This is a genomic window from Skermanella aerolata KACC 11604 (genome assembly GCF_000936425.1).
GTDB classification, from domain to species: domain Bacteria; phylum Pseudomonadota; class Alphaproteobacteria; order Azospirillales; family Azospirillaceae; genus Skermanella; species Skermanella aerolata.
Map to the genome: position 1 here is coordinate 71,871 of NZ_AVFK01000026.1, position 26,402 is coordinate 98,272.

The window sequence follows — 26,402 nt, forward strand, 5'->3', positions numbered from 1 at the left end:
AGGGTTCTGCTCACTCCTCCCCCGGCAACTGCTCGCGTTCCGCCACGTGGACGTTGCGGCCGCCGGCTGCGGCCAGGGCTTCCTGCGCCTTCAACTCCTTGACCCGGTCGTCGTCGATGCAGACCCACAAGATGACGCCGCCGGCTTCCAGGGCGCGGGCGAATTCGTCGGTCTGGGGATGGGAGGTCACCTCGTCCAGGTACTCCTTGACGGCGGCTCCGCCGACGCCGGCTGCCACCAGGGCCGCGATCGGACCGGCGATCGGGCCGCCGACGATGGCGATCAGGCCGGCGGTGGTCAGGGGGAAAGCGTAGTTCAATTCGCCCAGCAGGCCGGTCAGCGCCTCGTCATAGGGCTTGCCCTTGCGGCCGGCGGCGTCGATCGACTGGTGGCTGGAGAGCACGCTGAGGTCGGCGCGCCCGAAGCCCGCCCGGACCAAGGCCGCCACGGCACGGTCGAAGTCTACCCGGTTCTCGAACAATGCCACGATTTCGCGCACTTTTTTGTTTTGGGCCATGACCGTGCAATCCCGTGGTTTTGTGGTTATTTTAGCATGCTCAAGCCTGCTCCACCGGAAGTCAGTCTACCCGCCGGGATGCCTCGTGCCTAGGCCATGATGCATCGCACGTGCTAGGGTGGCGCCGCCATGACAGTTTCCGACAGCGAACCGGTTGCCGTGCCCGATACCACACTTGCCAATTCAGCCCCGTCCGAACCTTCCTCGGTGCCGGCCTCGTCGACTCCGATGATGGTCCAGTACCTGGAGATCAAGCAGGCCCATCCCAACTGCCTACTGTTCTACCGGATGGGCGACTTCTACGAGCTTTTCTTCGACGACGCCGTGGCGGCGGCCGCGACGCTGGACATCACGCTGACCCGGCGCGGCCAGCACAACGGGGAAGACATCCCGATGTGCGGCGTCCCCGTCCACAGTCACGAGAATTACCTGCTGCGCCTGATCCGCCATGGCCACCGCGTCGCCATCTGCGAGCAGATGGAAGACCCGGCCGAGGCGAAGAAGCGCGGCGGCAAGTCGGTGGTGAAGCGCGCGGTCGTCCGGGTCGTGACCCCCGGCACGCTGACCGAAGACAGCCTGCTCGACGCCCGCTCCAACAACTTCCTGAGCGCGTTGGCGGAGACGGCGGGCGGCGTCGGCCTCGCCTGGCTGGACCTTTCAACCGGCGAAATGACCTTGCAGCCCGTCACGCGCGAGGCCTTGCCGGCGGCGCTCCAGCGGCTCGATCCGCAGGAGCTGGTGCTGCCGGAACGGCTGGTCCAGCAGCCCGACCTGTTCGAGCTGTTCGGCGAGTGGAAGAGCCGGCTGACGGTCCAGCTCAACAGCCGCTTCGACAGCGAGAACGGCCGGAAGCGCCTGCTCGATCTTTTCGGTGTCGGAACGCTCGACGCCTTCGGCAATTTCAGCCGGGCGGAGATCGCGGCGGCCGGTGCTCTGGTCGACTATGTCGAACTGACCCAGAAAGGCCGTGTGCCCCGGCTCAACCCGCCGCGCCAGATGGCGCAGGGTTCGGTCATGGAGATCGACGCCGCGACGCGGCGCAACCTGGAACTGACCCGTACCCTGACCGGCGAGCGCAAGGGCAGCCTGCTGGCCGCCATCGACCGCACCGTTACCGGCCCCGGCGCCCGTCTGCTGGCGGGCTGGCTGGCGGCGCCCTCGACCAATCCCGGAGAGATCGGCGGACGGCTGGACATGGTGGAGTTCTGCGTCGCCGAGGACCGGACGCGGACCGAGGCGCGGGCGCTGCTGCGCCAATGCCCCGACATGGAACGGTCGCTCTCGCGCCTGACGCTGGGGCGCGGCGGGCCGCGCGATCTTGCCTGCATCCGCGACGGGCTGGTGCGGGCGGCGGAGATGCGCCGCGTGCTCGCCAATGCCGGGACGACCCCAGGCCCCGCCGGCATCAAGAAAGCCACCACGGCGCTGGGTGAGCATTCCGCCCTGATCGACCAGCTGATGCGGGCGCTGGCGCCGGAACTGCCCCTGCTGAGCCGCGACGGCGGCTTCATCGCGGCGGGATACGCGCTCCAGCTGGACGATCTGGTGACGCTGCGCGATGAGAGCCGCCGGCTGATCGCCGCCATGCAGGCGCGCTATGCCGATCTGGCCGGAGTGTCGGGCCTGAAGATCCGGCACAACAACGTGCTGGGCTACTATATCGAGGTGACGCCGACCCACGCCGACAAGCTGATGACCGGCAAGGCGGCGGAGACCTTCATCCACCGCCAGACGCTCGCCAGCGCCGTCCGCTTCACGACGGTCGAGCTGAACGAGCTGGAACGCAGGATCGCCGAGGCCGCCGACAAGGCCCTGGCGGTCGAACTGACGCTGTTCGACGAGCTGGTGACCGACGTGACGGCCCGAGCCGACGCCATCTGCGAGGCGTCGCAGGCGCTGGCGCTGCTCGATGTCGTGACCGGGCTGGCCGAATTGGCGGAAGAGCGCCGCTACTGCCGCCCTGTGGTGGACGACAGCCTGGAGTTCGACATCAGGGCCGGACGCCATCCCGTCGTCGAAGCGGTGCTCGCCGCTTCCGAAGGTGCCCGCTTCGTCGCCAACGACAGCAATCTGGCGCCGGACGACCGGCTGTGGCTGCTGACCGGACCCAACATGGCGGGTAAGTCCACCTTCCTGCGCCAAAACGCGCTGATCGCCGTGATGGCGCAGATCGGCAGCTTCGTCCCGGCGGATCATTGCCGGATCGGCGTCGTCGACCGGCTGTTCAGCCGCGTCGGGGCGGCTGACGATCTGGCGCGCGGCCGCTCGACCTTCATGGTCGAAATGGTCGAGACGGCGGCCATCCTCAATCAGGCCGGCCCTCGGGCGCTGGTGATCCTGGACGAGATCGGGCGGGGAACCGCGACCTTCGACGGGCTGTCGATCGCCTGGGCCTGCGTCGAGCACCTGCACGAGGCGACCCGCTGCCGCGCCCTGTTCGCCACCCACTACCATGAATTGACGGCGCTGGCGGCGAAGCTCCCGCGGTTGTCCTGCCACACCATGCGCATCAAGGAGTGGCGGGGCGAGGTCGTCTTCCTGCACGAAGTCGCCGCCGGCTCCGCCGACCGCAGCTACGGCATCCATGTCGCACGGCTGGCAGGCCTGCCGGAAGCCGTGATCGCGCGGGCCGAACAGGTGCTGGAGATCCTGGAGAAAGGCGATCAGGCCGGCAGCGTCGCCCGTCTGGCCGACGACCTGCCGCTGTTCAGCGTCGCACTGCGCCGCAAGGAGCCGGAGGCCGCGGCAGCGCCCACCGGGCCGTCGGCGGTAGAACAGGCCCTGGCGGCGATAAACCCGGACGACCTGACGCCGAAGGCGGCGCTGGAAGAGCTGTACCGGCTGCGCGGCCTGCTGTCGTAGGACGTGCCGGCGCTGGTGAGGTCTGTTGGGCCACGGCCCAACCTACACGTTGCGTCTCCCGCAGGGTGGGAGGTGGCCCAACACAGCCTCAGCTTCCCAGCGTGAAGCCGCCTTCCGGCGTCCATTTGCCGTTGCTGCGGCAAGCCTTGCCGACCTGCTGGGCGCGGGCGGCGCTGGTGTTGGCGACCAGATGGAATTCCTGGCAGAGCTTGCCGTCGCGCGTGTAGCCCTGGCGGATGATGGTCACGGCGCCGTTCTTGCCGTTGGCCGGGTTGGTCCAGGCCACCGGCTTGCCGACCATGGTCTTCGACGCCGTTTGCAGCGTCGCGTCGATGATCGCCTTGTCGCTGTCGTCCAGGGCGATGGCGGGAACGGCAGCGGCTTCGGCCGTCGTTGAAGGACCTTTGGTCTGATCGGTGGCGCACCCGGCCAATGCGAGGCCGGCGGCGGCCACCAGGAGAAACTTCTTCATTCACGACACCTTGATTGTAGACCCTGGGGCGCCTTACCAAGCGGCGCCGGTCAGGCTAACTCATAATGTTCCGGATCGGCCCCGACAAGCGGCGGCTTGATCGCCTCCGCCTCGACGCCGGTTTCTCCGGCCCGATACGCCGGGCGCTCGAAGATGGTGCGAACGGCGGCGGCGTCCAGCGTTTCTTCCCGCAGCAGGCCGTCCGCCAGTTCGTAAAGGCGCGCCAGATCGGCGGTCAGGAGGTCGTGTGCGCGGCGGTATGCCGCGTCGATGATGCCGCGCACTTCCTCGGCGATCTGGGGCGACAGGGCGCCAGCCTCGCCTTGAGGCGTCCGCGCGGCTGTTGCGGCCGCCGGTGCGGCTCCCCGGCCATAGGCGACCATGCCGAATCGGTCGGACATGCCCCAGGTCGTGACCATCTTTGTCGCGATGTCTGTCGCCATCTGGATATCGCCGGCGGCTCCCGTCGTGACGAACTCCTTGCCGAACACGATCTCCTCGGCGGCCCTGCCGCCCATCGTCACGTCCAGTTCGGCTTCCAGCCGTGCCCTCGACAGGCAGAAGCGGTCTTCCAAAGGCAGCCGGACCATCATGCCGAGCGACCTTCCGCGCGGGACGATGGTCACCTTGTGCACCGGATCGGAATGGGCGGAGCGCCACGCGACCAGGGCGTGGCCGGCTTCGTGGAACGCCGTCAGGCGGCGCTCGTCCTCCGACATGACGGTGACCTTCTCGCCGCCCATGACGATCTTGTCCCGCGCCTGCTCGAAATCGGCCATCGACACCTGGAAGCGCCGGGCGCGGGCCGCCCGCAGCGCCGCCTCGTTCACCAAATTGGCGAGATCGGCGCCCGACATGCCGGGAGTGCCGCGCGCCACTACCGTCAGGTCGACATCGGCCTCCAGCGCCACCTTGGCAGCATGGACCGCCAGGATGGCGGCGCGGCCCTTGATGTCGGGGTTGCCGACGAAGACGTGGCGGTCGAACCGGCCGGGGCGGAGGATGGCCGGGTCCAGCACATCGACCCGGTTGGTGGCCGCGATCACGATCAGGCCGCTGGCGCGGGCGAAGCCGTCCATCTCGGCCAGCAACTGGTTCAGCGTGTTCTCGGTCTCGATCTGGCCGCCCGACGGCGAGGTGGCGCCGCGGGCGCGGGCCAGCGCGTCGATCTCGTCGATGAACAGGATGCAGGGGGCGCGCTTGCGGGCGTCGCGGAACAGCTTGCGGATGCGGGCGGCACCCACGCCGACATACATCTCGACGAAGTCGGAGCCGGTGACCGGGAAGAACGGCACGCCCGCCTCCCCCGCTACGGCGCGGGCCAGCAGGGTCTTGCCGGTACCGGGAGGTCCGACCAGCAGGACCCCCTTGGGGATGCCGGCGCCCAGTTGGGCGAAGCGGTCCGGCGCCTTGAGGAAATCGACCAACTCGACCAGTTCCGCCCGCGCCTCGTCCACCCCGGCGACATCGGCGAAACGGACGTCGGAGGACGCCGTCCCCGACTTCTTGACCGGCGAGCGCATCATGCCGGCCATGAAGACCAGCGCGAAGGCCAGGAAGCCCACCATGTTCAGCTTCAGCAGGACGTCCAGCCAGCGGTTGGTCGCGAGCAGCGCTCCGCCCTCGACCGGCTCGACGTTCATCTCGATGCCGGGAGCCGCGACAGCCTGACGCAGGGCGTCGGTCCACAGGACCGTCGTCACCCCGTTCACGCCGTCGCGGTCGGTGAACTCGATCCGGTTGCCCATGACATGGAGGGAGGCGATACCGCCCGCCGCCAGCCGGTCGGCAAAGACGCTCTGCCCGACTTCGGTGCGGTCCATCCTGCCGATCAGCGCGCCGAAGGTACCGGCGCCAGAGGCGAAGACGTATGTTAATCCTCCCGTGGCGATCATGACCAATGCCGCGACCAGCGTGATTACCCGTGCATGCCGTTTCAGGAAGGATTTCATCAGCGACCCGCAATGTCTGGACAGAATTGGGACAAAAGCAGGTGAGGAGTACCGCAACATGGTTAACAAGACGTGTGCGGAAAGACGTATGCGGGAAAACTCCCGCACCGGAAATCGGAGTTCCTGATATCATGCCGTCATGCGTACAGCCCGCCGCCTGACCTATCTGCCCGCCGACGAGTATCTCGCCCTCGAGCGCGATGCGGAGGTGAAGCGCGAGTACGTCAACGGCGAGGTCTTCGCCATAGTCGGGGCGAGCCGCAACCACGCGCGGATCAAGCTGAATATCGGCTCCAAGCTGAACGAAGCGCTGAGTCCGCCGTGCTGGGCGGCGGTGTCCGACATGAAGGTCCACGTCGAAGCCGCCAACGCCTACTACTACCCGGATGTCGTCGCCAGTTGCGCCGAGAGTCAGCCCGACCCCTACGTGATGGCAAACCCTGTCCTGATCGTGGAAGTGCTGTCACCCTCGACCGAGCGGACCGATCAGCGCGAGAAGCGGCTGAACTACCAGACCGTCGCATCCATTCAGGAAATCCTGCTGGTGGCCCAGGACCGACGCTGGATCGAGCTGTACCGGCGCGACCGCGACGGCTGGACCGTGGAGCAGATCAGCGACGAGGGCATGTTCGATCTCGCCTCCGTCGGGCTCACCCTTTCCCTCGACGACCTCTACCGAAATACGTTCTTAACGTTCTGAGTCGGCCGGACACGGAAAGCCGTGTCCTGAAATTCGACATCCGCCTTGACGGGCCGGGCCACGCGCCGCTAAAACGCGTCCAACGTGGTGATTTGGCGACCGGCTTGCAGGCCACGTAAAATAAGCTGCTAAAAAGGTTTGGAGTCGCGTCCGCGCCTCGATCCCTTGTCGGTCGGGGCTATTCTCATTTGAGCCTGCGGAAGCGGGCGGAGCGGCGACGAAAATGGACAAGACGAACACTCCTTCCCCTAAGGATCCGGCTCCCAAAAACCCGGCGAGCCTGCGTCCGCGCACCCGGATGGTTCATGCGGGCACCGCGCGGAGCGGCTTCGACGAGACCTGCGAAGCGATCTTCATGACCTCCGGCTTCGTCTACGGCACGGCGGAGGAAGCGGAATCCGCCTTCGCCAACGACGGCTCCCGGTTCGTCTATTCGCGCTTCCGCAACCCGACCGTCTCCATGTTCGAGGACCGGCTTGCAGCCTACGAGGGCGCCGAGCGCTGCTTCGCCACCGCCAGCGGCATGGCGGCGGTGTTCGCGGCGCTGATGAGCCAGTTGAAGGCGGGCGACCGGATCGTGGCGCCGCATGCGCTGTTCGGCTCCTGTCTGCACATCGTCAAGAACCTTGCCCCGCAGTTCGGCATCGAGACCACGCTGGTCAACGGCACCGACGCCGATGAGTGGCGCGCGGCGCTGAGCCGCCCGGCCAACATCGTCTTCCTGGAGACGCCGTCGAACCCGATGCTCGACGTGGTCGATCTGGCGCTGGTCAGCGAACTGGCCCATGCGGCGGGTGCGCGCGTCGTCGTGGACAACGTGTTCGCGACCCCTGCCCTTCAGCGCCCGCTGGAGTTCGGCGCCGACGTCGTGGTCTATTCGGCGACCAAGCACATCGACGGCCAAGGCCGCAGCCTGGGCGGCGCCATCCTGTGCGACAACAAGTTCGCCGAGACGCTGGCGCCCTTCCTGCGCCACACCGGCCCCGCGCTCAGCCCGTTCAATGCTTGGCTGCTGCTGAAGGGGCTGGAAACGATGGACATCCGCATCGCGGCCCAGGTCCAGTCGGCGCAGCAGGTCGCCGAGTTCCTAGAAGGGCACGCCAAGATCGCCAAGGCCCTGTATCCCGGCCTGAAGAGCCATCCGCAGTACGAGTTGGCGCAGCGCCAGATGAAGGGCGGCAGCACGCTGGTCGCCTTCGACGTCGCGGGCGGCAAGGCGGAGGCGTTCCGTCTGATGAACGGCCTGCGCATCGTTCGGATTTCCAACAATCTGGGCGACAGCAAGAGCCTGATCACCCATCCCGCCACCAGCACTCACCAGCGGCTTAGCGACGCCGAGCGGGCGGCCGTCGGCATCAGCCCCGGCAGCGTCCGCCTGTCCGTCGGGCTGGAAGACCCCGCCGACCTGATCGAGGATCTGGAACAGGCACTGGCCGGCGTCTGAGGCCGAAGATCACGTTTGGGAAAAATCATTCCCCAGCGACTGTGTGAAATCCTGCATTTTACACAGTCGCTTGCACGCCTGCCGAATCCTGCTTATATACGGCTGCGGTCCATCGGGCCGCAGCTTTCACCTGAATATTTTGTAAATCCCGGTCATAGACGGCCCACAGGCTCCCGGCAGCCTGGATCGAAGGCAAGGAGTCCCTCCATCATGTCGCATCTGCTGTCCAAAGCGCGCCGCCTCGCGGTCGCGGCCGCCGCAACCGTGCTGTTCTGGGGCGCTTCAGCCAGCGCCGCCACCGATGTCCGCGTCGGGTTCATTCCCGTGGTCGGTGCAGGGCAGCTCTTCGTGATCGACGGCGAGGGCTGGGCGCGCGACGCCGGGCTGAACCTGAAACTGACCCAGTTCGAGTCCGGGCCGGCGATGATCAGCGCGCTGGCGTCGGGCACGCTCGACGCCTATTACGGCGGCATCGGTCCGATCATGGTGGCCAGCGCCAGGGGCATCGAGGTCAAGGTCTACGCCGCCACCGCGATCGAGGAGATGACCTTCGTCGGCCGCGCCGATTTCGCGGCGCAGCCGCAGGCCGCGACCGCCGCCGGCTTCAAGGCCTTCTCCGAAAGCCAGGGCCGCCCGCTGAAGATCGCCACCCAGCCGCCCGGCTCGGTGCCGGATACCGTCTTGCGCTACTGGCTCCAGAACGTGATCAAGGCGGACCCCGCGGCCTACCAGATCACCGCGATGGGCATCGAGGCGACCCAGCAGGCTCTGCTGGCCGGCGCCGTCGATGCCGCGACGATCCGGGAGCCGACGTTGACCGTCGTGCTCGCCCGCGATCCCAAGTCCAAGCTGCTGGCGGTCGGCGGCGAGATGCTGCCCAACCAGCCGGGCTCCGTGCTGGCGCTGACCGGCGCCTTCGTCAAGGCCAACGAACAAGCCGCCAAGACGATCGTGTCGCTGCACGATCGCGCCACGACCCTGCTCAAGGATGAGCCGAACCGTGCGGCCAAGCACCTTCAGTCGGGCCTGGGCAAGGGCCTGACCGATCTCGCCACCTTCGAGAAGGCGGTGGTGTCGCCGGCCAGCAAGTTCGTCGCCGATCCGATGGTCATCAAGGATGCGACCAAGGTCATGCAGGACTTCCAGCTCAAGGCCGGCACGCTGGAGAAGGCGGCAGACCTGAACGTGCTGTTCGACGACAGCTTCTACCGGGCCGCCGCTGCGGCACGCTGACGCTCCGCAGCATTCCCCGCCGAAGAGCCCAGGCCAGAGAGCAAAAGCCGGAAGCAAAAGCCGATAATGCATAGAACCCTGCTGGCCGCCCTCGGCCTGATCGCCTTCGTGCTGCTGTGGGAGGCGGCGCCGCGCTTCGGATTCGTCTCTCCGCTGTTCGTGCCGCCGCCCAGCGGCCTGCCGTCCGCGTTCCTGCGCGAGATCCAGGCGGGATACTGGGTCAGCGCCGTGCTGGCCAGCCTGCGTCACTACGCCCTGGGGCTGGCGCTGGGAACAGGTCTCGGCGTGGCGCTGGGCATCGCCACCGCCCTGTATGACGGCCTGGACGCGGCGCTGTCCTGGGTGGTCCGGCTGCTGCGCCCCGTACCGGGTCTGGCATGGGTCCCGTTCGCCATCGTCTGGTTCGGCATCAGCGAGACGGCCGCCACCTTCATCATCATCATCGGCGTCTTCTGGATCAACTTCTACGCCGCCTACGGCGCCGCCAAGGCGGTCGACAAGGATCTGCTGGAGGTGGCGGACGCCTTCGGGCACCGCGGCACGCTCGCCAAGTTGTTCAAGATCGTCCTGCCCGGCTCCACCGCCGGTATCCTGGCGGGAGCGCGCACCGGTCTGGGACAGGCCTGGATGGCCGTGGTCGCGGCCGAGCTGTTCGGTGTGCCCGGCTTGGGCCAGCGCATGATGCAGGCATCCAGCCTTCTGGCGACCGAAGTGGTCGTCGTCTACATGATCACGATCGCAGCGCTGTACGGGCTGACCGACGCGCTGTTCGTCCAGCTCAGGGACCGGTTGCTCAGATGGCAACGCTAGTCGATATCAAGGACCTTGCCATCGCCTATGGCAAGGCGCCTCCCGTCCTCGCCGGCTTCACCGCAGCCTTGGAGCGTGGCTCCTTCACGGCCGTCGTGGGACCGTCCGGCGTCGGCAAGTCCACCCTGCTGCGCGTACTGTCCGGACTGACGGCTCCGGCGGCCGGTACCGTCGATATGCCCATGCAGCCGGAAAAGGGCCGCCGTCCGGTGGCCCTCGTCTTCCAGGAAGCGCGCCTGCTGCCCTGGCGCCGGGTACTGGAGAACGTCTCCTTCGGCCTGGAAGGAACAGGCCTGTCCAAGGTGGAGCGAACGGCACGCGCTCAGGAAACGCTCGATCTCGTTGGGCTCGGGCAGATGGCAGGCCGCTGGCCGCACCAGCTTTCCGGCGGGCAGCGCCAACGGATCAATCTGGCGCGGGCGCTGTCGGTTCGCCCCGACCTCCTGCTGCTGGACGAACCGTTCTCCGCTCTCGACGCGATCACGCGGCAATCGCTCCAGGACGAGTTGCTGCGGCTCTGGCACGAGACGCGGACGACGATGCTGTTCGTGACCCACGACCTTGACGAGGCGGTGTATCTGGCCGACCGGGTCGTGCTGCTGGGCGGCAAGCCTGCCGGCATCGTCCGCGACTTCCCGGTCGATCTGGCGCGCCCGCGCGAGCGGGATACGGCGAACTTCTCCGACGCGGTGCGGGAAATCAGGGCAGCGCTATCGGAGTCCGTCAACGACGGTGCCGGGATCTGAAACATTTTTTGTGCAGTGCAGCATTTTGAGTGCGCAGCTCAGGCATTTGCGGTACGTTGGAATTCTCAGAGGCAGCGCCTAGTAGCGTGCGCATGCCCCCCACGCCCGCGGTAAAAATGTGAACTCGATGCCCCTCAATGCGACCCGTGCCTTAGATGCCCATCGCCGCAACGTCGACCATCTGGTCAGCGTCGGGCAGGACCTTGCCCGGACAGCCGGCAAAACCCAGGAAATGGCCCTGGCCTCGGCCCAGACGATCGGCTATCGCACGGCGATGTTGCTTCAGGCCTTCGGCGACCCGGTGGCGATGTCCAATCCGGAATTCACCCTGATGGGCCACGAGAAGGTCGAGGCCGCCGTCGAGTCGCAGCGCGCCATGATGGAAAGCACGCAATACTTGTTCGAATCCTGGACAAGCTGGGCCTTCGGCCAAGCCCGGACGAACGCCAAGGCCTTTACCGAGTTGGCGACCTGCCGTAATCCGACCGACGTCTTCGGCGTGCAGCAGCACTACCTGCAATCCTCCTGGATCAACGCCAGCACCGCCGCCGCCAAACTGGCGCAGGCCATGGTCCGCATCACCGACGCAGGATTGATCCCGGTCCACAAAGTGGCATCGGCCAACGCCAAGCGGCTGTCGGAGCAGAACGGCCAGTAAGCTCGCCGGAGAACGGATCGATCGGCAAAAGACCCGGCTCATGCCGGGTTTTTTCATGACGGCGCGCCGTCCGCGATCGGAAGTTCCGCCTGGGCTTCGGGCGGCGCCACGGCCCGGCGCTGCCGGCCGGCGACCGCGCGGTCGACCCCCGCCGCGACGACGCGCCAGCAATGTTCCGCCAGCGCCTTGCGGCTGCCGAACCGCTCGACCGTGACCGGCTCATGGAATTCCACGCGGATCGTGATGCGTCCCAGCCTGACCATCTGCCAAAGATGCGGCGCCAGTTCCATATCGCCGTACCAGGCATAGAAGGGCCGCATCGAACGCCCGAGCGGTATGCCGTCGAGGTCGACGGCGGTTACCGATACCGGCTGGACCATGACCGGCCTGCCATCCACCTTGAGCGACGCGACGCTGAACAGCGCCGTCTTGAACGGCAGCGTGCGGTTGCCGTCCGACGAGGTGCCCTCGGGGAACAGGATCAGGGTATCGCCCGCCTCCAGCCGGCTCTTGATGTCGTCCCGGTGGACACCGGCGTTCCGCACCTTGCGGTCCACGAAGACGGTGTGCTGAAGCTTCGCCAGCAGGCCGAAGAAGGGCCATCCGCCGACCTCCGTCTTGGCGACGAACGAACCCCGGATCAGCGATCCCAGGACGATGATGTCCAGGTATGAGGAATGGTTGGAAACGACCAGCGTCGGCCCCTCGGCGGCGGGTTGCCCGGCGACATCCACCTGGAACCCCAGGATGCGCGCGCAGACCGCGTGATAGGCGCGCGGCAGGCGATGGCGCAGAGGAGAGTTCAGCCATACCAGAAGCGCCTGTATGGGCATCAGCGGCACCGTGAATGCCGCATAGGCCATGAGGCGGGCAAAGCCGAGAAAAGAGGACCCCATCGTCAAGATCCTGCCGTCACGCTGCCGGCGTATCCCGGCGGCGTTCATAATGCTTGAAGTATTTGTCGGTGATCTGGTCCGTCTTGACCACGATGCAGACATCGGTGGTGTTGAACTGCTCGTCGATCACGGCGCCGTCGCCGACGAAACCGCCAAGACGCAGATAGCCCTTTATGAGCGGCGGCAGCATGCCCAGCGCCGCCCGGGCATCGACCTGATCCCTGTCGAGCAGGTTCATATTGGCGTAGCGCTGCGGCACGGCAATCGGCCGCAGGTTCGTCGGGGCAATATGGTAATGATGAAGATAGGAGAGCGGCAGCGCCAAACCCGCGGGGTCGGTGCCGGGAAGGCTGGCGCATCCGAACATCAGCGCGATATCGTACTGGAAGACATAGGCGGCGATGCCGCGCCACAGCAGCTGCATGGAGGGCCGGGAGCGGTATCCGGCATCGACGCAGGAGCGCCCCAGTTCCAGCACTTCGCCAGGAAACTCGACCAGCGGCGAGATGTCGTATTCGTCGCTTGAATAGAAGCGCCCGACCGAGCGCGCGGCCGAGCGGCGGATCAGCCGGTAGGTTCCGACGACACCTTCCGGACCCGAGCCCAGGTTGTGGTCGATCACCAGCAGATGGTCGCAGACCCGATCGAAGCTGTCGAAATCGCGGCGCCGCGCCGCCATTTCCGCGCTCGGCCGGGCAGCCATTTCCGTATAGAACACCCGGTAACGCAGCGCCTGGGCTGCATCAACCTCGGCCGATGACTCGGCCAGTCGCACTTCCAGATTGCCGGAGCGGAGATCGCCCTGAGCAAGCTGATCGATCATGAGGTCGGCCATGCTATCGCTTGCGGTCCTGGTTGTTGCACAATCCCGGCCAGACGTCATTCACCGTCAGACGGCGGCACGGTTTCATCGTTCAACAGGCATACCACATAGCGCTAGTCTCGGGTCAACCGAGTCATTTAAATGTAACCAGTAAGTGTGGCTTATTTGCCCAAGGGAACAGGCGCGGCAAGACGTCGCTTCAATCTGCGCAAGCGATTACCAAGACAAGCACCGTCCGGAATTCGTGGCGTACTCGTGAATTCCGGACTGATGGAGCATTCCGTATCCCATGCCTGGGACCGGCAGGCCTATCCCCTGTGGATTTACGCGACACCGCGACGGGCGCGGGTCCCAAGACCGATCTGTTTGGCCAGCTTGCTGCGCTGCTTGGCGTAGTTGGGGGCGACCATGGGATAGTCGGGCGGCAACTGCCAGCGGTCCCGATATTCTTCGGGCGTCATGTCGTAGGCGGTCTTGAGATGCCGTTTCAGCATCTTCAGTTTCTTACCGTCCTCCAAACAGATAATATAGTCGGGAGTAACCGACTTTTTGATAGGCACAGCCGGCTGTGGCCGTTCCACCGTGGGAGCGGGTTCCACTCCAACATTGGCAAGGGTCCTGTAGACCTGCTCAATGAGTTGCGGCAGGTCTGTAACCGTAACTGTATTGTTGGAAACATGCGCAGCCACGATCTCTGTCGTCAGAGACAACAGCTCGTTAGATGGGGATCCGTTGCTCATCTATCTTTGCTCCAGGGGACCGACAAGCATCGATATAAGTCTTCTCTGCGAGCAACGCAATAACGAATTACTGAAAATGAAGAGGACATTTTGACCTTACCAATGTCAGCAGATTACTTCCTGGATATCACAACGGCAGTCTGCCCGTTAACCTTTGTTCGCACCAAGTTGCGTGTCGAACGAATGGCGCCCGGAGAGACGCTGGAAGTCCGCCTGAACGCTGGGGAACCCTTGGAAAACGTACCGAGATCGTTGATAGAACTGGGTCATGAAGTGCATGGACCGGAACCCGAAATCCCGGCATCTCCCGAGGGCGTCTACCGCCTTTGGGTGACTAGGCGTTAACTACGATCGATTGAGGATTGGAATAGTTCTAACTTCATGACCAGTGCCGCTACTGCTGCGTCCTTTTGTCGGTAATAGTTAGGCCTGCGGCCAATTTTTATAAAACCGCGCCCGGTATATAATTGGCATGCCCGATTGTTGTTTTCGGCCACTTCCAGGAACACCGCCTCGGCGCCCGCCATACGGGAGAGTTCCAGCGCGCCCTCCAGCAACGTTGCGCCAAGCCCGGCACCCCGACGGTCCGGAGCGACCCCGATGGCGACGATTTCGGCCTCGCCGGCAATGGCGCGCGCAAGGACGAAGCCGGCTGGTTCGCCCTGCCCGTCCACCGGCGCGATCAGCGCGAACATGCCCGGGCTGGCCAGCAGTCCGGCGAATGCGGCGGCACTCCACGGCTCGTGCGGGAAGCAGGAGCCGTGGAGGAATTCGAGGATTTCACAGTCGGCGAGGCTCGCCCGGCGCAGGTTCATCGCCGTTTTTCCACGGGCATCGTGACATCGGGCGGCCGCAGGTAGAACGGCTGCGGCGGCGCAGCCTTTTCCAGGCCGGAACCGGCACCGCGCAACGCCACGATCCGCGCCACGTCGGCGGCATGGGGGAAGCCCGCTCCGGAAGCGAACCTGACATCGGGCCGGCCGGCGGATACGGAACCTCCGGCAGCTTCGAAAGCCAGACGCACGCGGGCAGCGCCGTCGCCCGCCACAAGCAGAGGCGTCCCGGCCAGGGCAAGGTCTTCCGGCCGGACCGAACGGGCTTCGCTCGTTGGAATAAGTTCGCTATCGAATGATTGGACGAAAATATCTTCTCGCCTCGACTCGACCGCGACCAATACCGGGCATCCGCGCCGCTCCTCGGCCGGCACGCCGTGGGCGACTGCCTCGAATGTCGTGACTCCGATCAGCGGACGGCCGGACGCCAGCGCCATCCCCTTGGCGGCGGCCAATCCGATCCGCAATCCGGTGAACGCTCCCGGGCCGGTGGTGACGGCGAAGACGTCGATGGAGAGAAAATCCGCGCCGGCTTCGGTCAGCACTTCCTGCACCATCGGAATCAGAACTTCGGACTGGCCCCGATCCATGACGGCGAAACGTTGCGCCACGATGGCGCCGTCGCGCCACAGGGCGACCGAGCAGGCCCCGGTAGCGCTGTCGAGGGCTAGGATCTTCATGACCGTTCCTTTATGCAAACCGTGCTACTGAACACCTTCGAACCTTCTTTCATGACTGCCCCAGCATTCAGGACTTTCCATGCCTTTGCTCGAGATCGCGCTGCCGAATGTCGATATCGACCTGATCTACGCGACACCTGCCAACATTACCGGACGGACGATCTATACCAATATGGTTTGCCTGCTGCACGCCGACGCAGCCGCGGCCCTTCGCACCGCAGCCGGTATCGCCGGGGCACAGGGCTGCCGCCTGCGGGTTTATGACGCGTTCCGTCCGATCGAAGCGCAGTGGCGCCTTTGGGAAGCCTGCCCGGATCCAGAGTTCGTCGCCGATCCGAGGGAGGGTTCGAACCATGCCCGAGGGGTCGCGGTGGACCTGACCCTGGCTGATGCCGACGGCCTTCCGCTGGACATGGGCACGCCGTTCGACGACATGACGGCCCTGTCGCATCACGGCAGTACCGCGATCAACGCTACGGCACAGGCCAACCGCAGCCGCTTGCTCGGCATCATGGCGGCAGCCGGTTGGGATCATTACCCGTCCGAATGGTGGCACTACCAATTGCCCGCCCCGAAGCGGTATCCTCTGCTGTGGGATGCTGCGGCCGGCGGCCGCATTCTCTGAAACTTCGCGCAAATCTTGTTGAATCCGGCTTTTTGTGTCACAGAAGGATTTTTGGGACACCGAAGGTCAGCGTCACGGAAGGGATGCTTGCAGGAAAAGGGCCTGGGGAAAGCGCATGGGCTTGAACATGTTCCTTGGGACCCCGTCGCTCCGGCGGCTGACCCGCTCCTTGCCGGGCTTGGCGCTTGGCCTTGCCATGCAGTGCGTGGCCGGCTCCGCCGTGGCGGAAAACCCCGTGGACGAGGCCGAGCGCGGCGCCGTCATCTTCGCCTATGCCCGCTTCGGCGAGGACCAGTACGGTCCCGGCAGCATTCCCCTGGACCAGTTCGACGCCCACATCGCCGAACTTGCCGACGGCGGCCACACCGTCCTGCCCCTCCTCGTCCTGCTGGAAAAACTGCGCGACGGGACGCCCCTTCCCGATCGCGCGGTGGCGCTGACGATCGACGACGCCCATCGTTCGGTCTATGCGGAAGCCTTTCCGCGCCTGAAGGCAGCCGGGGTGCCCTTTACCCTCTTCGTGGCACCCGACCCTATCGACAACGGCGCCGAAAGCCACATGACGTGGGCACAGGTACGGGAAGTCGCCCGTTCCGGCGTCACCATAGGCGTGCTGCCCGCGGCAGGACTGTCGATGCCCCAGCGGACGGTCCAGCAGAACGCCTCGGACCTTGCGCGGGCGGTCCAGCGGGTGGAGGAGGAACTGGGCGTCAAGCCGGCCCTGCTGGCCTATCCGTTCGGCAGTTACGGGTCCGCGATCCGCGAACTGGCACAGCGGCAAGGCTTCGCCGCCGCCTTCACCCAATCGTCCGGCGTCGTCCACGGCCGCTCCGACCGGCTGGCGCTGCCGCGCTTCGTCATGAACGAGTCGTTCGGCGGGATCGACCGCTTCCGGCTGGCGGCCAATGCATTGCCGCTGCCGGTCGCCGACGTCACCCCGGCCGACCCCGTGCTTACCCAGAATCCGCCGAGCATCGGCTTCACGGTGGCGGCCGGTACCGGCGACCTCGACCGGCTGGCCTGCTTCGTGGCCGGCCAGGGCCGCACCGGCCTGGAGCGCCTGGACGGCAACCGGATCGAACTGCGCATACCGGAGGAGTTCCCCCCCGGCCGCACCCGCCTCAACTGCACCCTCCCCGCCGGCGAAGGCCGCTGGCGCTGGTTCGGCATGCAGTTCTTCGTGCCGGAGCCGTGACTAACTTGGCTTTCATCGAAAGGGCTATTGGAATGAGCCTGCGTACCCTCCTGCGGCGTAAAGCTGCCTGCAAAAAGCCGCGCAATTCCGAGCAGAGCGGAAGAACTTGTAAGTTTGCCGAGACTCTGGCGAAAGCGGCGGCGGTGCTCGGGTCGCAGGAGGAAGCGGAGCGATGGTTGGAACGGCCTGCCATCGGCCTCGATCAACGGCGACCGATCGACCTTCTCTCGACACCCGCCGGCGTGGAGATGGTCGAAAACCTCCTGGAGCGGCTTGAATACGGCGTCTATGTATGACGCCTCTTCCGGCGCAACTCGGCAGCGGCGAGTTGGTAGCATGGCACGTTGACCAAGCTGATTTCGGTGAAAGCCGGGACAGCGGAGAAGCTGCCTACAGGGTCGGCGGACGCTGGAACAGCAGGCGGGTCAGGGCGGTGTACTGCTCGATCGACCCGGCGACCGCTATCCTGGAAGTTGCAGTACACAAAAGGTTCAAGGCGCTCGATACCGCGCCGCACGTCTTGACGGGGCTGACGATAATCGAACCTGACAGCGTCCATATTGTCGATCCGGCATCGATTCCAAACTCGAACCGGCTATCCCCAGGCATTCCGAGCGCCGGACAGCAAAGCTTTGGCGACGACCTTCTTGCCCGGCACAAGTTCGTTCTGCTTCCCAGTGCCGTTTCGACCCATAGCTGGAACCTCATTTTCGTCAATACGGTCGCGGCTGGAGCTTGCAGATTAAGGTCCCAGGAGCCGTTCGCACTCGATACCCGGCTTCATCCGCCACTAATCCATTAAAAAACCCGGCGGCAATCGCTTGCCGCCGGCTTTTTTTGAATGCGATCGCGAAGCCCGTCAGGCGGCGTTCTGGCGTACTTCGACGACTTCGGGGATGTAGTGGCGCAGCATGTTCTCGATACCGGCCTTCAGGGTCGCGGTCGAGCTGGGGCAGCCGGCGCACGAACCCTTCATGTTCAGGTAGACGATACCGTTCTCGAAGCCCTGGAACGTGATGTCGCCGCCGTCCTGGGCGACCGCCGGACGGACGCGGGTGTCCAGCAGTTCCTTGATCTGGGCGACGATCTCGTCATCGTCCTCGTGGGCGGCGTTGTCGTCGACTGCCGTCTCGTTGACGACAGGCCGGCCGGCGGTGAAGTGCTCCATGATGACGCCCAGGATCGAGGGCTTCAGCAGGTACCAGTCACGGTCGCCTTCCTTGGTGATCGTCACGAAGTCCGCACCGAGGAAGACGCCGGCGACTCCTTCGATTTCGAACAACCGTTGCGCCAGGGGCGAGCGGACCGCAGTCTCCACCGTCGGGAAATCGGCCGTGCCGTGCCCCAGGACATCGCGTCCGGGCAGGAACTTCAAGGTAGCCGGGTTGGGCGTCTGCTCGGTCTGAATAAACATGTATCTCTCCTTCCCACCATCATCACTGGCGAGCTTAACGGAAAGTGGGCAGAATCACCCCTCAGATCAAGCCTTGCCAGCACCGGCAACCGGAGCCGCAATACCGCCATGACGAATGAACAGTCCGAAGACCTGTCCAAGGCGGAGACCATCGACTGGCTGATGGAGGACGGCCGGCGGGCGGAAAGTATCGCGGCCCTGATGGAAGCCTTCTGCCGCCGGCTGATCGTGGGCGGCGTGCCGCTGTTTAGGGCGAACTGGCATATCCGGATGCTCCACCCGCAGATCCGGGGCATCACCTTCTACTGGCGCACCAACATGGACGGCGTCGAGGAGATCGAGCGGGAGCATGGGACGGAACTGAGGCCGGAATATCTCAACAGCCCGATCGGCGCCATCGTCGAGGCCGGCGCCGACGCCATGCGGTACCGGATCGAACAGCTGGAGCCGCCCTATGCCTATGAGATCCTCCAGGACCTCAAGGAGCAGGGCGGCACCGACTATGTCGCCATGCCGATGCGCTTCTCGACCGGCAGGGTCAACGTCGCGAGCTGGTCGTCCGACCGGGCCGGCGGCTTCACCGGCCCGCAGCTCACCCTGATCTACGACGTCATGCCGGCTCTCTCCACGGTCTTGGAAACCATGGTGCTGCGCCGTCTGGCGGTGAACGTGCTGGACACCTATGTCGGACGCGACGCCGGCGCCCGCATCCTGTCCGGTGACATCCGGCGCGGCACCGGCGCCACCCTTCGCGCCGTGTTGTGGTACTGCGACCTCAGGGGCTTCACCAGCCTTGCCGACCGGCTGCCGCTGGCCGACCTGATCGGCCTGCTGAACGGTTATTTCGAGATCATGGGCGGCGCCGTCCAGGCGCGCGAGGGCGAAATCCTGAAGTTCATCGGCGATGCGATGCTGGCGATCTTTCCGCTGCCGGATGGGGAAGAAGGCGAAGCCTATGTCCGCGTCAAGGTCAACGACGCGCTGGACGCGGCGGCCGACGCCATCAAGGCGATGGAACTGCGCAACCGGGAGCTTCAGGCCTGGGGATTGCCGGTCCTGAAAGCTGGCATCGCGCTCCATGTCGGCGACGTCATGTACGGCAATATCGGGGCGCCGGACCGGCTGGACTTCACCGTGATCGGCCCGGCAGTCAATCTGGTCAGCCGGATCCAGGGCCTGTCGAGCGAGCTGATGCGGCCCGTCCTGACATCGGAAGCCTTCGCCGCCCAATGCGCCGAGCGGCTGGTGTCCGAAGGGCTGCACCCGGTAAAGGGGCTGAAGGAGCCGATCCAGGTATTCGGCCTATCTTAAGACTTCTGTGCCTTAAAGCCCTCAAGCGCTCAGGAAATCAGGTCGAGCTGTTCGCGCTTCAGGCTGCCGGGCACCAGCGTCAGGGGGATGCGGAGCTTGCCAAGCCCCTTGCCGGCAAGGTGCGTGACAAGAGGGCCAGGGCCTTCCGGCCCGGTGCCGGCGGCCAGCACCAGGATGGAGATCGACGGCTCCTCGTTGATCAGGGACAGCAGCTCGTCGCGGCGCTCGCCTTCCCGGACATAGAGGATCGGCAGGGTGCCGGTGATCTCGTTGACCTGCTTGGCGTGGCGCTGAAGGATTTGCTCCGCCTCGGTCCGGCGCTCCTCCCGCATGATGTCCTCGACAGCGATCCAGTGCTGGAAATCGCTTGGCTCGATGACGTAGAGCAGCGCCACCCGGCCGCCGCTGTTGCGGGCACGCAGGCAGGCGTAGGTCAGGGCGATGTTCAGCTCCTCGCTGTCATCGACCACCACCAGGAAGATGCGCTGGTGCGTCGCCGGAACTGCGGTTTCGGAATCGCTCATGTCACACCTTTCGGAAGATCGCACCGGCAAGCCACCCGGCCGCCACCGCGAAGATTATCGCCGAAATGCCATAAAATGTGGATTGTCTCATGGCGAACTCGAAAATCTCGGCGCTGAAGCCGACCTTGCTGACGGCCAGCGGCGTGGTCTGGGCGCTGACCACGTCGCCGTCGCGGATCAGGAATACGCTGACGGTATACGCCCCGGTCGGTACGTTGGCAGGAAAATAGACATTGGTCCGGAACAGGCGCTCGCCAAGGAAGGCCACCTGACCATGGGTCTTCCCGTAAAGCCCCTCTTCCTGCTTGTTGCGGATCAAGGCTTCTCGGAATTCCCGGACGCGCTCGGGCGATGCGCGGGCGGGAGTCAAGGGCGGCAGACGCAGATGGGCAAGGCCGATCTCGTGCCGGGCCAGCACGGCGTCGCCGATGATCTGATCCAGCGGCCGGTTGGTCGCGACGCTGTAGAAGCTGGGAGCCTGCTGGAACTCCATGCTGGCGGTGTTGATCCAGATACCGGCGACTCGCGATTTACGGCGGACCATGACTTCGGTCGGCGGTCCCTGAACGACGACGGCGACATCCCCCGGCCCGTCGGTGGCGCCGAACAGCACGACCTCTGTCCCGACGAAGCCGGTATTGATGGCGATCAGGTGGTTGGACAGATCGGCCACCAGGGACTGCGCCCAGGCGGGGCGGATGGCGCCGGCGCACGTCATGGCGGCCGCGATCAGCAGAAGTGCCGCCGCGAAAGTCTCCCGCTTCCGCGTTGACCTGAGATTAAGCCAAGGTTTCAACGGTCCACCGGGATGGCGATGGAGTAAAGGTTGGGCGGAGGCACCACAAGTTCGACCGCCAGCCGGAGCGCCACGCCGACGACCAGGAGGGCCAGCAGCGCCCGTGCCTGCTCGCCCCGCAGGAAGCCGCTGGCCTTGGTGCCGAACTGGGCGCCGACGACGCCGCCCACCAGCAGGAGCAGCGCCAGCATGACGTCGACGGTGTTGTTCAACGCCGCCTGGAGGAAGGTCGCGATGGCCGTGGTGAAGATGATCTGGAACAGCGAGGTCCCGGCCACCAGCGCCGTCGGCATGCCGAGCAGGTAGATCATCGCCGGCACCAGCAGGAAGCCGCCGCCGATACCCATGATGGCGACCATCAGGCCGCCGACGAAGCCGATCCCGGCCGGCAGCAGCGCGCTGATGAACAGGCGGGAGCGCTGGAACCGCATCTTGAACGGCAGGCCGTGCAGCCAGATATGCTTGTGGAGCTTGCGCCGCGCGCCCTGCTTGCGGCCCCGGATCATGGCGCCGACGCTTTCGACCAGCATCAGCCCGCCAATACCGCCCAGGAACAGGACGTAGGACAGGGCGATAACGAGGTCGATCTGGCCGAGCGTCTGGAGGATGCCGAAGATCCAGACGCCCAGCGCCGTTCCCCCGGCGCCACCGATCAGCATCACCAGACCCAGCTTGACGTCGACGTTCTTGCGCCGCCAATGGGCGAGCACGCCCGACACGCTGGCGGCGACGAGCTGGTTCGCCTGGGTGCCGACCGCGATGGCCGGCGGGACGCCGATGAAGATCAGCAGAGGCGTCATCAGGAACCCGCCGCCGACGCCGAACATCCCCGACAGGAAGCCGACGACGCCGCCCATGATGAGGACGAGCAGCCCGTTGACGGACATTTCGGCGATGGGGAGATAGATCTGCATGGATTGGGAGATCAGACCGGTCCGGAGAATAGGCCGGTACATTACCCCTGAGGCGGCGGACCGGCAAAGCCCTTTCGGACCGACGCCGGAAGGTTCACGGCAGATCAGAAGCCGAGCCGTTTCAATTCATCGATCGACCTGACAGCCTGGGTGTGGAGGATGAAGATGCCGCCGGCTTTCTCCCATGCCTCCCTGGTGACGGCGCGGTCGTCGACCAGCACATGACCGGGACCGGCGTACCGGTGCTTGTCCCGCGTCATGCAGGTGACGACCGGCACATGGGCTCCCAGCATCGCGGCGACCCAGCGCCGCTTCTGATCGGGCGCCCAGTCGCCCATCGGCAGGCCGGTCAGAATGGTCGGCTCATGGGGTTCGCAGAACTCCCATAGCACCTGGGCATCGTGCATCATCTCGAGGGTACCGTAGAAATCCTGCGCCTTGGCAAGCGCTTGCCACATCCGCCGGACCGGCAACTGGTCCGGCCGCTTGCCCGTTACGGCCTCCACGCCGCGATCGAAATCGGCCAGGACGCCGTCGAGATCGAGAAAGAGCTTCATGGCTGTCTGATCCTCCATTCTGTTGACGGTCTCCAACAAAGAAAAACCCCCGCCGGTCTCCCGGCGGGGGTTCTCCGTTCAAGCGTGAACCCGATCAGGCGACGACAGTGTCCGCGAGTTCGCGGAAGGCCGGGATCTGGTCGAAGTTCATGTAGCGGTAGATGTCGGCAGCCTTCTTGTTGACGACGCTGACCTGCTCCATGTACTCGGCCACGGTCGGGATCTTGCCCATCAGCGCACAGACCGCAGCCAGCTCGGCCGAGCCGAGATAGACGCGGGTGTCGATGCCGAGCCGGTTCGGGAAGTTCCGGGTCGAAGTGGACATCGCCGTCGAGCCCTTGCGGACCTGCGCCTGATTGCCCATGCACAGCGAGCAGCCCGGCATCTCCATGCGGGCGCCCGACTTGCCGAGGACGCTGTAATAGCCTTCCTCGTTCAGAATCATGGCGTCCATCTTGGTCGGCGGAGCGATCCACAGCCGGGTCGGGATGTCCGACTTGCCGTCCAGCACCTTGGCGGCGGCGCGGAAGTGGCCGATGTTGGTCATGCACGAACCGATGAACACTTCGTCGATCGTGTCGCCGGCGACTTCCGACAGCAGCTTGACGTCGTCCGGGTCGTTCGGGCAGGCGACGATCGGCTCGCTGATGTCGGCCAGATCGATCTCGATGACCGTCGCGTATTCGGCGTCGGCATCAGGAGCCAGAAGCTGCGGATCGGCGATCCAGGCTTCCATCGACGCGATGCGGCGCTCCAGCGTGCGGCGATCGGCGTAGCCGCTGGCGATCATCCAGCGCATCAGCGTGATGTTGGAGCGCATGTACTCGATGATCGGCGCTTCGCTGAGCCGGACCGTGCAGGCGGCGGCGGAACGCTCGGCCGAGGCGTCCGACAGCTCGAAGGCCTGTTCGACCTTCAGGTCGGGCAGCCCCTCGATCTCAAGGATGCGGCCGGAGAAGATGTTCTTCTTGCCCTTCTTCTCGACCGTCAGCATGCCCTGGCGAATCGCGTAGAGCGGGATCGCATTGACCAAATCACGGAGCGTCACGCCCGGCTGCATGGTGCCCTTGAAGCGCACCAGCACGCTTTCCGGCATGTCCAGCGGCATGACGCCGGTCGCGGCGGCGAAGGCGACCAGACCGGAACCGGCCGGGAACGAGATGCCGATCGGGAAGCGGGTGTGGCTGTCGCCGCCGGTGCCGACGGTGTCGGGCAGCAGCAGGCGGTTCAGCCAGGAATGGATGACGCCGTCGCCGGGCCGCAGGGATACGCCGCCACGGGTGGAGATGAAGGCGGGCAGCTCCTGGTGCGTCTTGACGTCCACCAGCTTGGGATAAGCGGCAGTGTGGCAGAACGACTGCATGACGAGGTCGGCGGAGAAGCCGAGGCAGGCCAGATCCTTCAGTTCGTCGCGGGTCATCGGACCGGTGGTGTCCTGCGAGCCGACGGTGGTCATCTTCGGTTCGCAATAGGTGCCCGGACGGATGCCGGTGCCTTCCGGCAGACCGCAGGCGCGGCCGACCATCTTCTGGGCCAGCGTGAAGCCCTTGCCGCTGTCGGCCGGGACGGCGGGCAGGCGAAACAGGGTGGACGGCGGCAGGCCCAGCGCCTCGCGGGCGCGGCCGGTCAGGCCACGGCCGATGATCAGCGGAATACGGCCGCCGGCGCGGACCTCGTCGAAGATCACGTCGGACTTGATGGTGAATTCGGCGATCGTTTCGCCGTTCTTCAAGGCCTTGCCGTCATAGGGGCGCAGTTCGACGACGTCGCCCATGTCCATCTTGGACACGTCCAATTCGATCGGCAGCGCGCCAGCGTCTTCCATGGTGTTGTAGAAGATCGGCGCGATCTTGGTGCCGAGGCAGACTCCGCCGAAACGCTTGTTCGGGACGAAGGGGATGTCCTCGCCGGTCCACCACAGCACGGAATTGGTGGCGGATTTGCGCGACGATCCGGTGCCGACCACGTCGCCGACATAGGCGATCAGGTTGCCCTTGTCCTTCAGCTCTTCCAGCTGCTTCATCGGGCCGCGATTGCCGGCTTCGTCGGGTTCGATGCCGGGACGGGCGTTCTTCAGCATGGCCAGGGCATGCAGCGGGATATCCGGGCGCGACCAGGCATCCGGCGCCGGCGACAGGTCGTCGGTATTGGTTTCGCCGGTCACCTTGAAGATGGTGATGGTCAGGCTTTCCGGTACTTCCGGACGCGACGTGAACCACTCGGCATCGGCCCAGGATTGCAGTACGGCCTTGGCGTTGGCATTGCCCTTGTCGGCCAGATCCTTGACGTCATGGAAATAGTCGAACATCAGCAGCGTCGTCTTCAGGCCCGCGACAGCGGCGGCGCCGCATTCGTCGCTGGCCAGCAGGTCGATCAGCGCCTTGATGTTGAAGCCACCGAGCATGGTGCCGAGCAGTTCCGTGGCCTTGACCTTGGAAACCAGCGCGCAGGACTCCTCGCCCTTCGCGACCTTGGCCAGGAACGCGGCCTTGACCTTGGCGGCGTCGTCGACGCCCGCCGGGACGCGGTGCGTCAGCAGCTCGACCAGGAACTGCTCCTCGCCCGCGGGCGGCGCCTGCAACAGGCCAATGAGTTCCTCGGTCTGCTTGGCGGACAGCGGCAGGGGCGAAATCCCGAGTGCGGCGCGCTCAGCGACATGCTGGCGGTAGGCTTCAAGCACGGCTAGATCCTCTCGTCTAAGATTATCCGAAGGTTCCGGTCCGCCCAATTAGGCACAATCTATGGTTTTTAAAATTCAATTTTAATGCCATATACTGCGTCAGCCTGGTCGGACGGGAAGCTCCAGTAAGGTTGTTGCAGGACTTCGATTCCTGGTACCGATCGCTCCGGCCCATTCTGCCGGGCTCTTCCTGGATGCGCGATTAGGCTCTTTGTCGCTGCCCCTCATTGTCCCGCTTCAGGCAGGCCCCATTCCCGGGTGCCGGACTGAATGGCAATCGAGCCATGTTTCGCTGACGCCGCCTCCCCCTGCATGATGGAGTGCCTGCAGAACACGCAGATACCCGCCCCAAAAGCGGCTAAAACTTAGCTCATTTTAAAAATTGTGGGAAGCTTGCAGAATTTCTGCGGCGCAAGATTGCACCGCTTGCTGGGCGGAAAACCGGTGTTTTCGGTACGCTGTACGAGATGCACATGGAACAAAATGTCGCTCCCTGCTATGCGATGATCTTTTCTACCGTGGTGCGCTCGTGCGCCGGTTCCTTACGAGTTCGAGGCTGTAAGGTTCAGTGCTGATTCTTTCAGGCCTCCATCACGACAAATGAGATTTGAGCCCCCTATTTTGCAGTCATAAGTTGTAATTAAATGCATTATTAAACTTTGTATTTCTGTCATGCAGCAGTTTCTCGACAAATGCGATAGCATTCATTATACTTTTTTGCGCATGCAGCAGGAGGCAGCTTATGGACCAGGAATTCAAATCGATGCTGTCTTTGCTATTGGGCAAAGTTGACGTCCTTAATGATAAAATCGACAACTTGTCCCTTGAAGTTAGTGCTATCAAGAAGATACTGCCAAATGTGGCGACCAAAGATGATATAGCGCATCTTACGCGAGAACAGGAGTCGCTGGAGCAGATATTTGGAGCGACCCATCAAATCATGGTCGGACATGTGGAACAATTGACACGACAGTACGAATATCTTGTTGGTGTCCGTTCCCATACTGCGGCGGAGTAGCC

At 64.9% G+C, this 26,402-nt stretch carries 28 protein-coding genes and 1 riboswitch; of the genes, 14 read left to right on the plus strand and 14 right to left on the minus strand.

Translation table 11 applies throughout. The annotated features are described in order from the left end of the window. Positions 1-10: 10 nt before the first annotated feature. Positions 11-517: a hypothetical protein gene (locus N826_RS25675; RefSeq protein WP_044433414.1), complete on the minus strand. Its 507-nt coding sequence runs from the start codon at positions 515-517 to the stop codon at positions 11-13. A 129-nt stretch (positions 518-646) separates the two neighbouring features. On the opposite strand from N826_RS25675, the gene mutS reads away from it, so the two are divergent. Continuing rightward, positions 647-3,379, plus strand: coding sequence for a DNA mismatch repair protein MutS (gene mutS, locus N826_RS25680; RefSeq protein WP_373866627.1), 2,733 nt, complete (start codon positions 647-649; stop codon positions 3,377-3,379). 88 nt (positions 3,380-3,467) lie between these two features. On the opposite strand, the gene N826_RS25685 is transcribed toward mutS, so the two are convergent. Beyond that, positions 3,468-3,851, minus strand: a complete 384-nt coding sequence (locus N826_RS25685) for an RT0821/Lpp0805 family surface protein (protein WP_044433416.1) — start codon at positions 3,849-3,851, stop codon at positions 3,468-3,470. Between the two features lie 50 nt (positions 3,852-3,901). After that, positions 3,902-5,803 (minus strand): ATP-dependent zinc metalloprotease FtsH, encoded by a 1,902-nt coding sequence (gene ftsH, locus N826_RS25690; protein WP_052832047.1) that lies wholly within the window; start codon positions 5,801-5,803, stop codon positions 3,902-3,904. A 139-nt stretch (positions 5,804-5,942) separates the two neighbouring features. On the opposite strand from ftsH, the gene N826_RS25695 reads away from it, so the two are divergent. The 6 genes from N826_RS25695 to N826_RS40515 all read left to right on the plus strand — a co-directional run bounded on the left by N826_RS25695 (position 5,943) and on the right by N826_RS40515 (position 11,394). Continuing rightward, entirely contained in the window at positions 5,943-6,503 is a 561-nt protein-coding gene (locus tag N826_RS25695; RefSeq protein ID WP_044433418.1) for a Uma2 family endonuclease, read from the plus strand. A 74-nt stretch (positions 6,504-6,577) separates the two neighbouring features. Beyond that, a riboswitch (SAM riboswitch) is annotated at positions 6,578-6,656 on the plus strand. Positions 6,657-6,726: 70 nt separating this feature from the next. Further along, complete coding sequence (gene metZ, locus N826_RS25700; RefSeq protein WP_044433420.1) at positions 6,727-7,947, plus strand: O-succinylhomoserine sulfhydrylase; 1,221 nt, start codon at positions 6,727-6,729, stop codon at positions 7,945-7,947. Between the two features lie 210 nt (positions 7,948-8,157). Next, positions 8,158-9,180, plus strand: a complete 1,023-nt coding sequence (locus N826_RS25705) for an ABC transporter substrate-binding protein (protein ID WP_052832048.1) — start codon at positions 8,158-8,160, stop codon at positions 9,178-9,180. 66 nt (positions 9,181-9,246) lie between these two features. After that, a complete protein-coding gene (locus N826_RS25710; protein WP_044433421.1) occupies positions 9,247-9,990 on the plus strand; it encodes an ABC transporter permease in 744 nt (247 codons plus the stop codon). Beyond that, entirely contained in the window at positions 9,978-10,736 is a 759-nt protein-coding gene (locus tag N826_RS25715) for an ABC transporter ATP-binding protein (protein ID WP_044433423.1), read from the plus strand. The genes N826_RS25710 and N826_RS25715 overlap by 13 nt, the downstream gene beginning before the upstream one ends. Positions 10,737-10,863: 127 nt before the next feature. Beyond that, a complete protein-coding gene (locus N826_RS40515) occupies positions 10,864-11,394 on the plus strand; it encodes a phasin family protein (protein WP_052832052.1) in 531 nt (176 codons plus the stop codon). A gap of 53 nt (positions 11,395-11,447) precedes the next feature. Here the strand turns inward: N826_RS40515 and N826_RS25725 are convergent, their stop codons facing one another. From N826_RS25725 to N826_RS25735, 3 genes are all read right to left on the minus strand, one after another. Then, positions 11,448-12,290, minus strand: a complete 843-nt coding sequence (locus N826_RS25725) for a lysophospholipid acyltransferase family protein (protein WP_044433501.1) — start codon at positions 12,288-12,290, stop codon at positions 11,448-11,450. 16 nt (positions 12,291-12,306) lie between these two features. Then, complete coding sequence (locus N826_RS25730) at positions 12,307-13,125, minus strand: GNAT family N-acetyltransferase (RefSeq protein WP_044433425.1); 819 nt, start codon at positions 13,123-13,125, stop codon at positions 12,307-12,309. A gap of 311 nt (positions 13,126-13,436) precedes the next feature. Continuing rightward, positions 13,437-13,853, minus strand: coding sequence for a Ros/MucR family transcriptional regulator (locus N826_RS25735; RefSeq protein ID WP_044433427.1), 417 nt, complete (start codon positions 13,851-13,853; stop codon positions 13,437-13,439). Between the two features lie 102 nt (positions 13,854-13,955). On the opposite strand from N826_RS25735, the gene N826_RS42035 reads away from it, so the two are divergent. Continuing rightward, complete coding sequence (locus N826_RS42035) at positions 13,956-14,198, plus strand: sulfurtransferase TusA family protein (RefSeq protein ID WP_084721189.1); 243 nt, start codon at positions 13,956-13,958, stop codon at positions 14,196-14,198. Here N826_RS42035 and N826_RS25740 read toward each other — a convergent pair. Together N826_RS25740 and tsaB are read right to left on the minus strand one after the other, a co-directional pair. Beyond that, positions 14,195-14,668, minus strand: a complete 474-nt coding sequence (locus N826_RS25740; RefSeq protein ID WP_044433429.1) for a GNAT family N-acetyltransferase — start codon at positions 14,666-14,668, stop codon at positions 14,195-14,197. The two genes, N826_RS42035 and N826_RS25740, sit on opposite strands and share 4 nt — an antisense overlap. Then, positions 14,665-15,366, minus strand: coding sequence for a tRNA (adenosine(37)-N6)-threonylcarbamoyltransferase complex dimerization subunit type 1 TsaB (gene tsaB / locus N826_RS25745; RefSeq protein ID WP_044433430.1), 702 nt, complete (start codon positions 15,364-15,366; stop codon positions 14,665-14,667). The genes N826_RS25740 and tsaB overlap by 4 nt, the downstream gene beginning before the upstream one ends. Positions 15,367-15,445: 79 nt before the next feature. Here tsaB and ddpX point away from each other — a divergent pair, with 79 nt between their 5' ends. From ddpX to N826_RS25765, 4 genes are all read left to right on the plus strand, one after another. After that, positions 15,446-15,991 carry a D-alanyl-D-alanine dipeptidase gene (gene ddpX, locus N826_RS25750; RefSeq protein WP_044433432.1) on the plus strand — a complete coding sequence of 182 codons (546 nt, stop codon included), beginning with the start codon at positions 15,446-15,448 and terminating at the stop codon, positions 15,989-15,991. A 115-nt stretch (positions 15,992-16,106) separates the two neighbouring features. Then, complete coding sequence (locus N826_RS25755) at positions 16,107-17,186, plus strand: polysaccharide deacetylase family protein (protein ID WP_244619505.1); 1,080 nt, start codon at positions 16,107-16,109, stop codon at positions 17,184-17,186. 5 nt (positions 17,187-17,191) lie between these two features. Next, positions 17,192-17,482 carry a type II RES/Xre toxin-antitoxin system antitoxin gene (gene parS / locus N826_RS25760; protein WP_244619504.1) on the plus strand — a complete coding sequence of 97 codons (291 nt, stop codon included), beginning with the start codon at positions 17,192-17,194 and terminating at the stop codon, positions 17,480-17,482. Further along, on the plus strand, positions 17,479-17,988 hold the full coding sequence (locus N826_RS25765; protein WP_044433433.1) for an RES family NAD+ phosphorylase: 510 nt from the start codon (positions 17,479-17,481) through the stop codon (positions 17,986-17,988). Before parS ends, N826_RS25765 begins: the two co-directional genes overlap by 4 nt. Positions 17,989-18,045: 57 nt before the next feature. Here the strand turns inward: N826_RS25765 and N826_RS25770 are convergent, their stop codons facing one another. Next, the gene (locus N826_RS25770; RefSeq protein ID WP_044433435.1) at positions 18,046-18,600 is read right to left on the minus strand and encodes a NifU family protein; all 555 of its coding nucleotides are present in this window, start codon (positions 18,598-18,600) and stop codon (positions 18,046-18,048) included. Between the two features lie 108 nt (positions 18,601-18,708). On the opposite strand from N826_RS25770, the gene N826_RS25775 reads away from it, so the two are divergent. Further along, positions 18,709-19,911, plus strand: coding sequence for an adenylate/guanylate cyclase domain-containing protein (locus tag N826_RS25775; protein WP_044433436.1), 1,203 nt, complete (start codon positions 18,709-18,711; stop codon positions 19,909-19,911). Between the two features lie 29 nt (positions 19,912-19,940). On the opposite strand, the gene N826_RS25780 is transcribed toward N826_RS25775, so the two are convergent. From N826_RS25780 to acnB, 5 genes are all read right to left on the minus strand, one after another. Then, entirely contained in the window at positions 19,941-20,435 is a 495-nt protein-coding gene (locus tag N826_RS25780) for a universal stress protein (protein WP_052832054.1), read from the minus strand. 1 nt (position 20,436) lies between these two features. Continuing rightward, positions 20,437-21,231, minus strand: coding sequence for a TIGR02186 family protein (locus N826_RS25785; RefSeq protein WP_244619503.1), 795 nt, complete (start codon positions 21,229-21,231; stop codon positions 20,437-20,439). After that, complete coding sequence (locus N826_RS25790; RefSeq protein WP_044433511.1) at positions 21,228-22,145, minus strand: sulfite exporter TauE/SafE family protein; 918 nt, start codon at positions 22,143-22,145, stop codon at positions 21,228-21,230. The genes N826_RS25785 and N826_RS25790 overlap by 4 nt, the downstream gene beginning before the upstream one ends. Before the next feature lie 104 nt (positions 22,146-22,249). After that, positions 22,250-22,702: an HAD family hydrolase gene (locus N826_RS25795; protein ID WP_044433513.1), complete on the minus strand. Its 453-nt coding sequence runs from the start codon at positions 22,700-22,702 to the stop codon at positions 22,250-22,252. Between the two features lie 94 nt (positions 22,703-22,796). Next, the gene (gene acnB, locus N826_RS25800) at positions 22,797-25,382 is read right to left on the minus strand and encodes a bifunctional aconitate hydratase 2/2-methylisocitrate dehydratase (RefSeq protein ID WP_044433438.1); all 2,586 of its coding nucleotides are present in this window, start codon (positions 25,380-25,382) and stop codon (positions 22,797-22,799) included. A 742-nt stretch (positions 25,383-26,124) separates the two neighbouring features. Here acnB and N826_RS43360 point away from each other — a divergent pair. Next, entirely contained in the window at positions 26,125-26,400 is a 276-nt protein-coding gene (locus tag N826_RS43360; protein WP_147040401.1) for a hypothetical protein, read from the plus strand. Positions 26,401-26,402 lie beyond the last annotated feature (2 nt).

Excerpts from the sequence above, each read along its gene's own strand:
- N826_RS25790 (WP_044433511.1), bottom strand. The coding sequence starts at position 22,145 with ATGCAGATCTATCTCCCCATCGCCGAAATGTCCGTCAACGGGCTGCTC.
- ftsH (WP_052832047.1), bottom strand. The coding sequence starts at position 5,803 with ATGAAATCCTTCCTGAAACGGCATGCACGGGTAATCACGCTGGTCGCG.
- N826_RS25725 (WP_044433501.1), bottom strand. The coding sequence starts at position 12,290 with ATGGGGTCCTCTTTTCTCGGCTTTGCCCGCCTCATGGCCTATGCGGCA.
- N826_RS25675 (WP_044433414.1), bottom strand. The coding sequence starts at position 517 with ATGGCCCAAAACAAAAAAGTGCGCGAAATCGTGGCATTGTTCGAGAAC.
- N826_RS40515 (WP_052832052.1), top strand. The coding sequence starts at position 10,864 with ATGCCCCTCAATGCGACCCGTGCCTTAGATGCCCATCGCCGCAACGTC.
- N826_RS43360 (WP_147040401.1), top strand. The coding sequence starts at position 26,125 with ATGGACCAGGAATTCAAATCGATGCTGTCTTTGCTATTGGGCAAAGTT.
- N826_RS25735 (WP_044433427.1), bottom strand. The coding sequence starts at position 13,853 with ATGAGCAACGGATCCCCATCTAACGAGCTGTTGTCTCTGACGACAGAG.
- N826_RS25685 (WP_044433416.1), bottom strand. The coding sequence starts at position 3,851 with ATGAAGAAGTTTCTCCTGGTGGCCGCCGCCGGCCTCGCATTGGCCGGG.
- N826_RS25715 (WP_044433423.1), top strand. The coding sequence starts at position 9,978 with ATGGCAACGCTAGTCGATATCAAGGACCTTGCCATCGCCTATGGCAAG.
- N826_RS25730 (WP_044433425.1), bottom strand. The coding sequence starts at position 13,125 with ATGGCCGACCTCATGATCGATCAGCTTGCTCAGGGCGATCTCCGCTCC.
- N826_RS42035 (WP_084721189.1), top strand. The coding sequence starts at position 13,956 with ATGTCAGCAGATTACTTCCTGGATATCACAACGGCAGTCTGCCCGTTA.
- N826_RS25775 (WP_044433436.1), top strand. The coding sequence starts at position 18,709 with ATGACGAATGAACAGTCCGAAGACCTGTCCAAGGCGGAGACCATCGAC.
- N826_RS25795 (WP_044433513.1), bottom strand. The coding sequence starts at position 22,702 with ATGAAGCTCTTTCTCGATCTCGACGGCGTCCTGGCCGATTTCGATCGC.
- N826_RS25755 (WP_244619505.1), top strand. The coding sequence starts at position 16,107 with ATGGGCTTGAACATGTTCCTTGGGACCCCGTCGCTCCGGCGGCTGACC.
- N826_RS25765 (WP_044433433.1), top strand. The coding sequence starts at position 17,479 with ATGACGCCTCTTCCGGCGCAACTCGGCAGCGGCGAGTTGGTAGCATGG.
- tsaB (WP_044433430.1), bottom strand. The coding sequence starts at position 15,366 with ATGAAGATCCTAGCCCTCGACAGCGCTACCGGGGCCTGCTCGGTCGCC.
- ddpX (WP_044433432.1), top strand. The coding sequence starts at position 15,446 with ATGCCTTTGCTCGAGATCGCGCTGCCGAATGTCGATATCGACCTGATC.
- N826_RS25780 (WP_052832054.1), bottom strand. The coding sequence starts at position 20,435 with ATGAGCGATTCCGAAACCGCAGTTCCGGCGACGCACCAGCGCATCTTC.
- metZ (WP_044433420.1), top strand. The coding sequence starts at position 6,727 with ATGGACAAGACGAACACTCCTTCCCCTAAGGATCCGGCTCCCAAAAAC.
- N826_RS25770 (WP_044433435.1), bottom strand. The coding sequence starts at position 18,600 with ATGTTTATTCAGACCGAGCAGACGCCCAACCCGGCTACCTTGAAGTTC.
- N826_RS25705 (WP_052832048.1), top strand. The coding sequence starts at position 8,158 with ATGTCGCATCTGCTGTCCAAAGCGCGCCGCCTCGCGGTCGCGGCCGCC.
- mutS (WP_373866627.1), top strand. The coding sequence starts at position 647 with ATGACAGTTTCCGACAGCGAACCGGTTGCCGTGCCCGATACCACACTT.
- N826_RS25695 (WP_044433418.1), top strand. The coding sequence starts at position 5,943 with ATGCGTACAGCCCGCCGCCTGACCTATCTGCCCGCCGACGAGTATCTC.
- N826_RS25710 (WP_044433421.1), top strand. The coding sequence starts at position 9,247 with ATGCATAGAACCCTGCTGGCCGCCCTCGGCCTGATCGCCTTCGTGCTG.
- N826_RS25740 (WP_044433429.1), bottom strand. The coding sequence starts at position 14,668 with ATGAACCTGCGCCGGGCGAGCCTCGCCGACTGTGAAATCCTCGAATTC.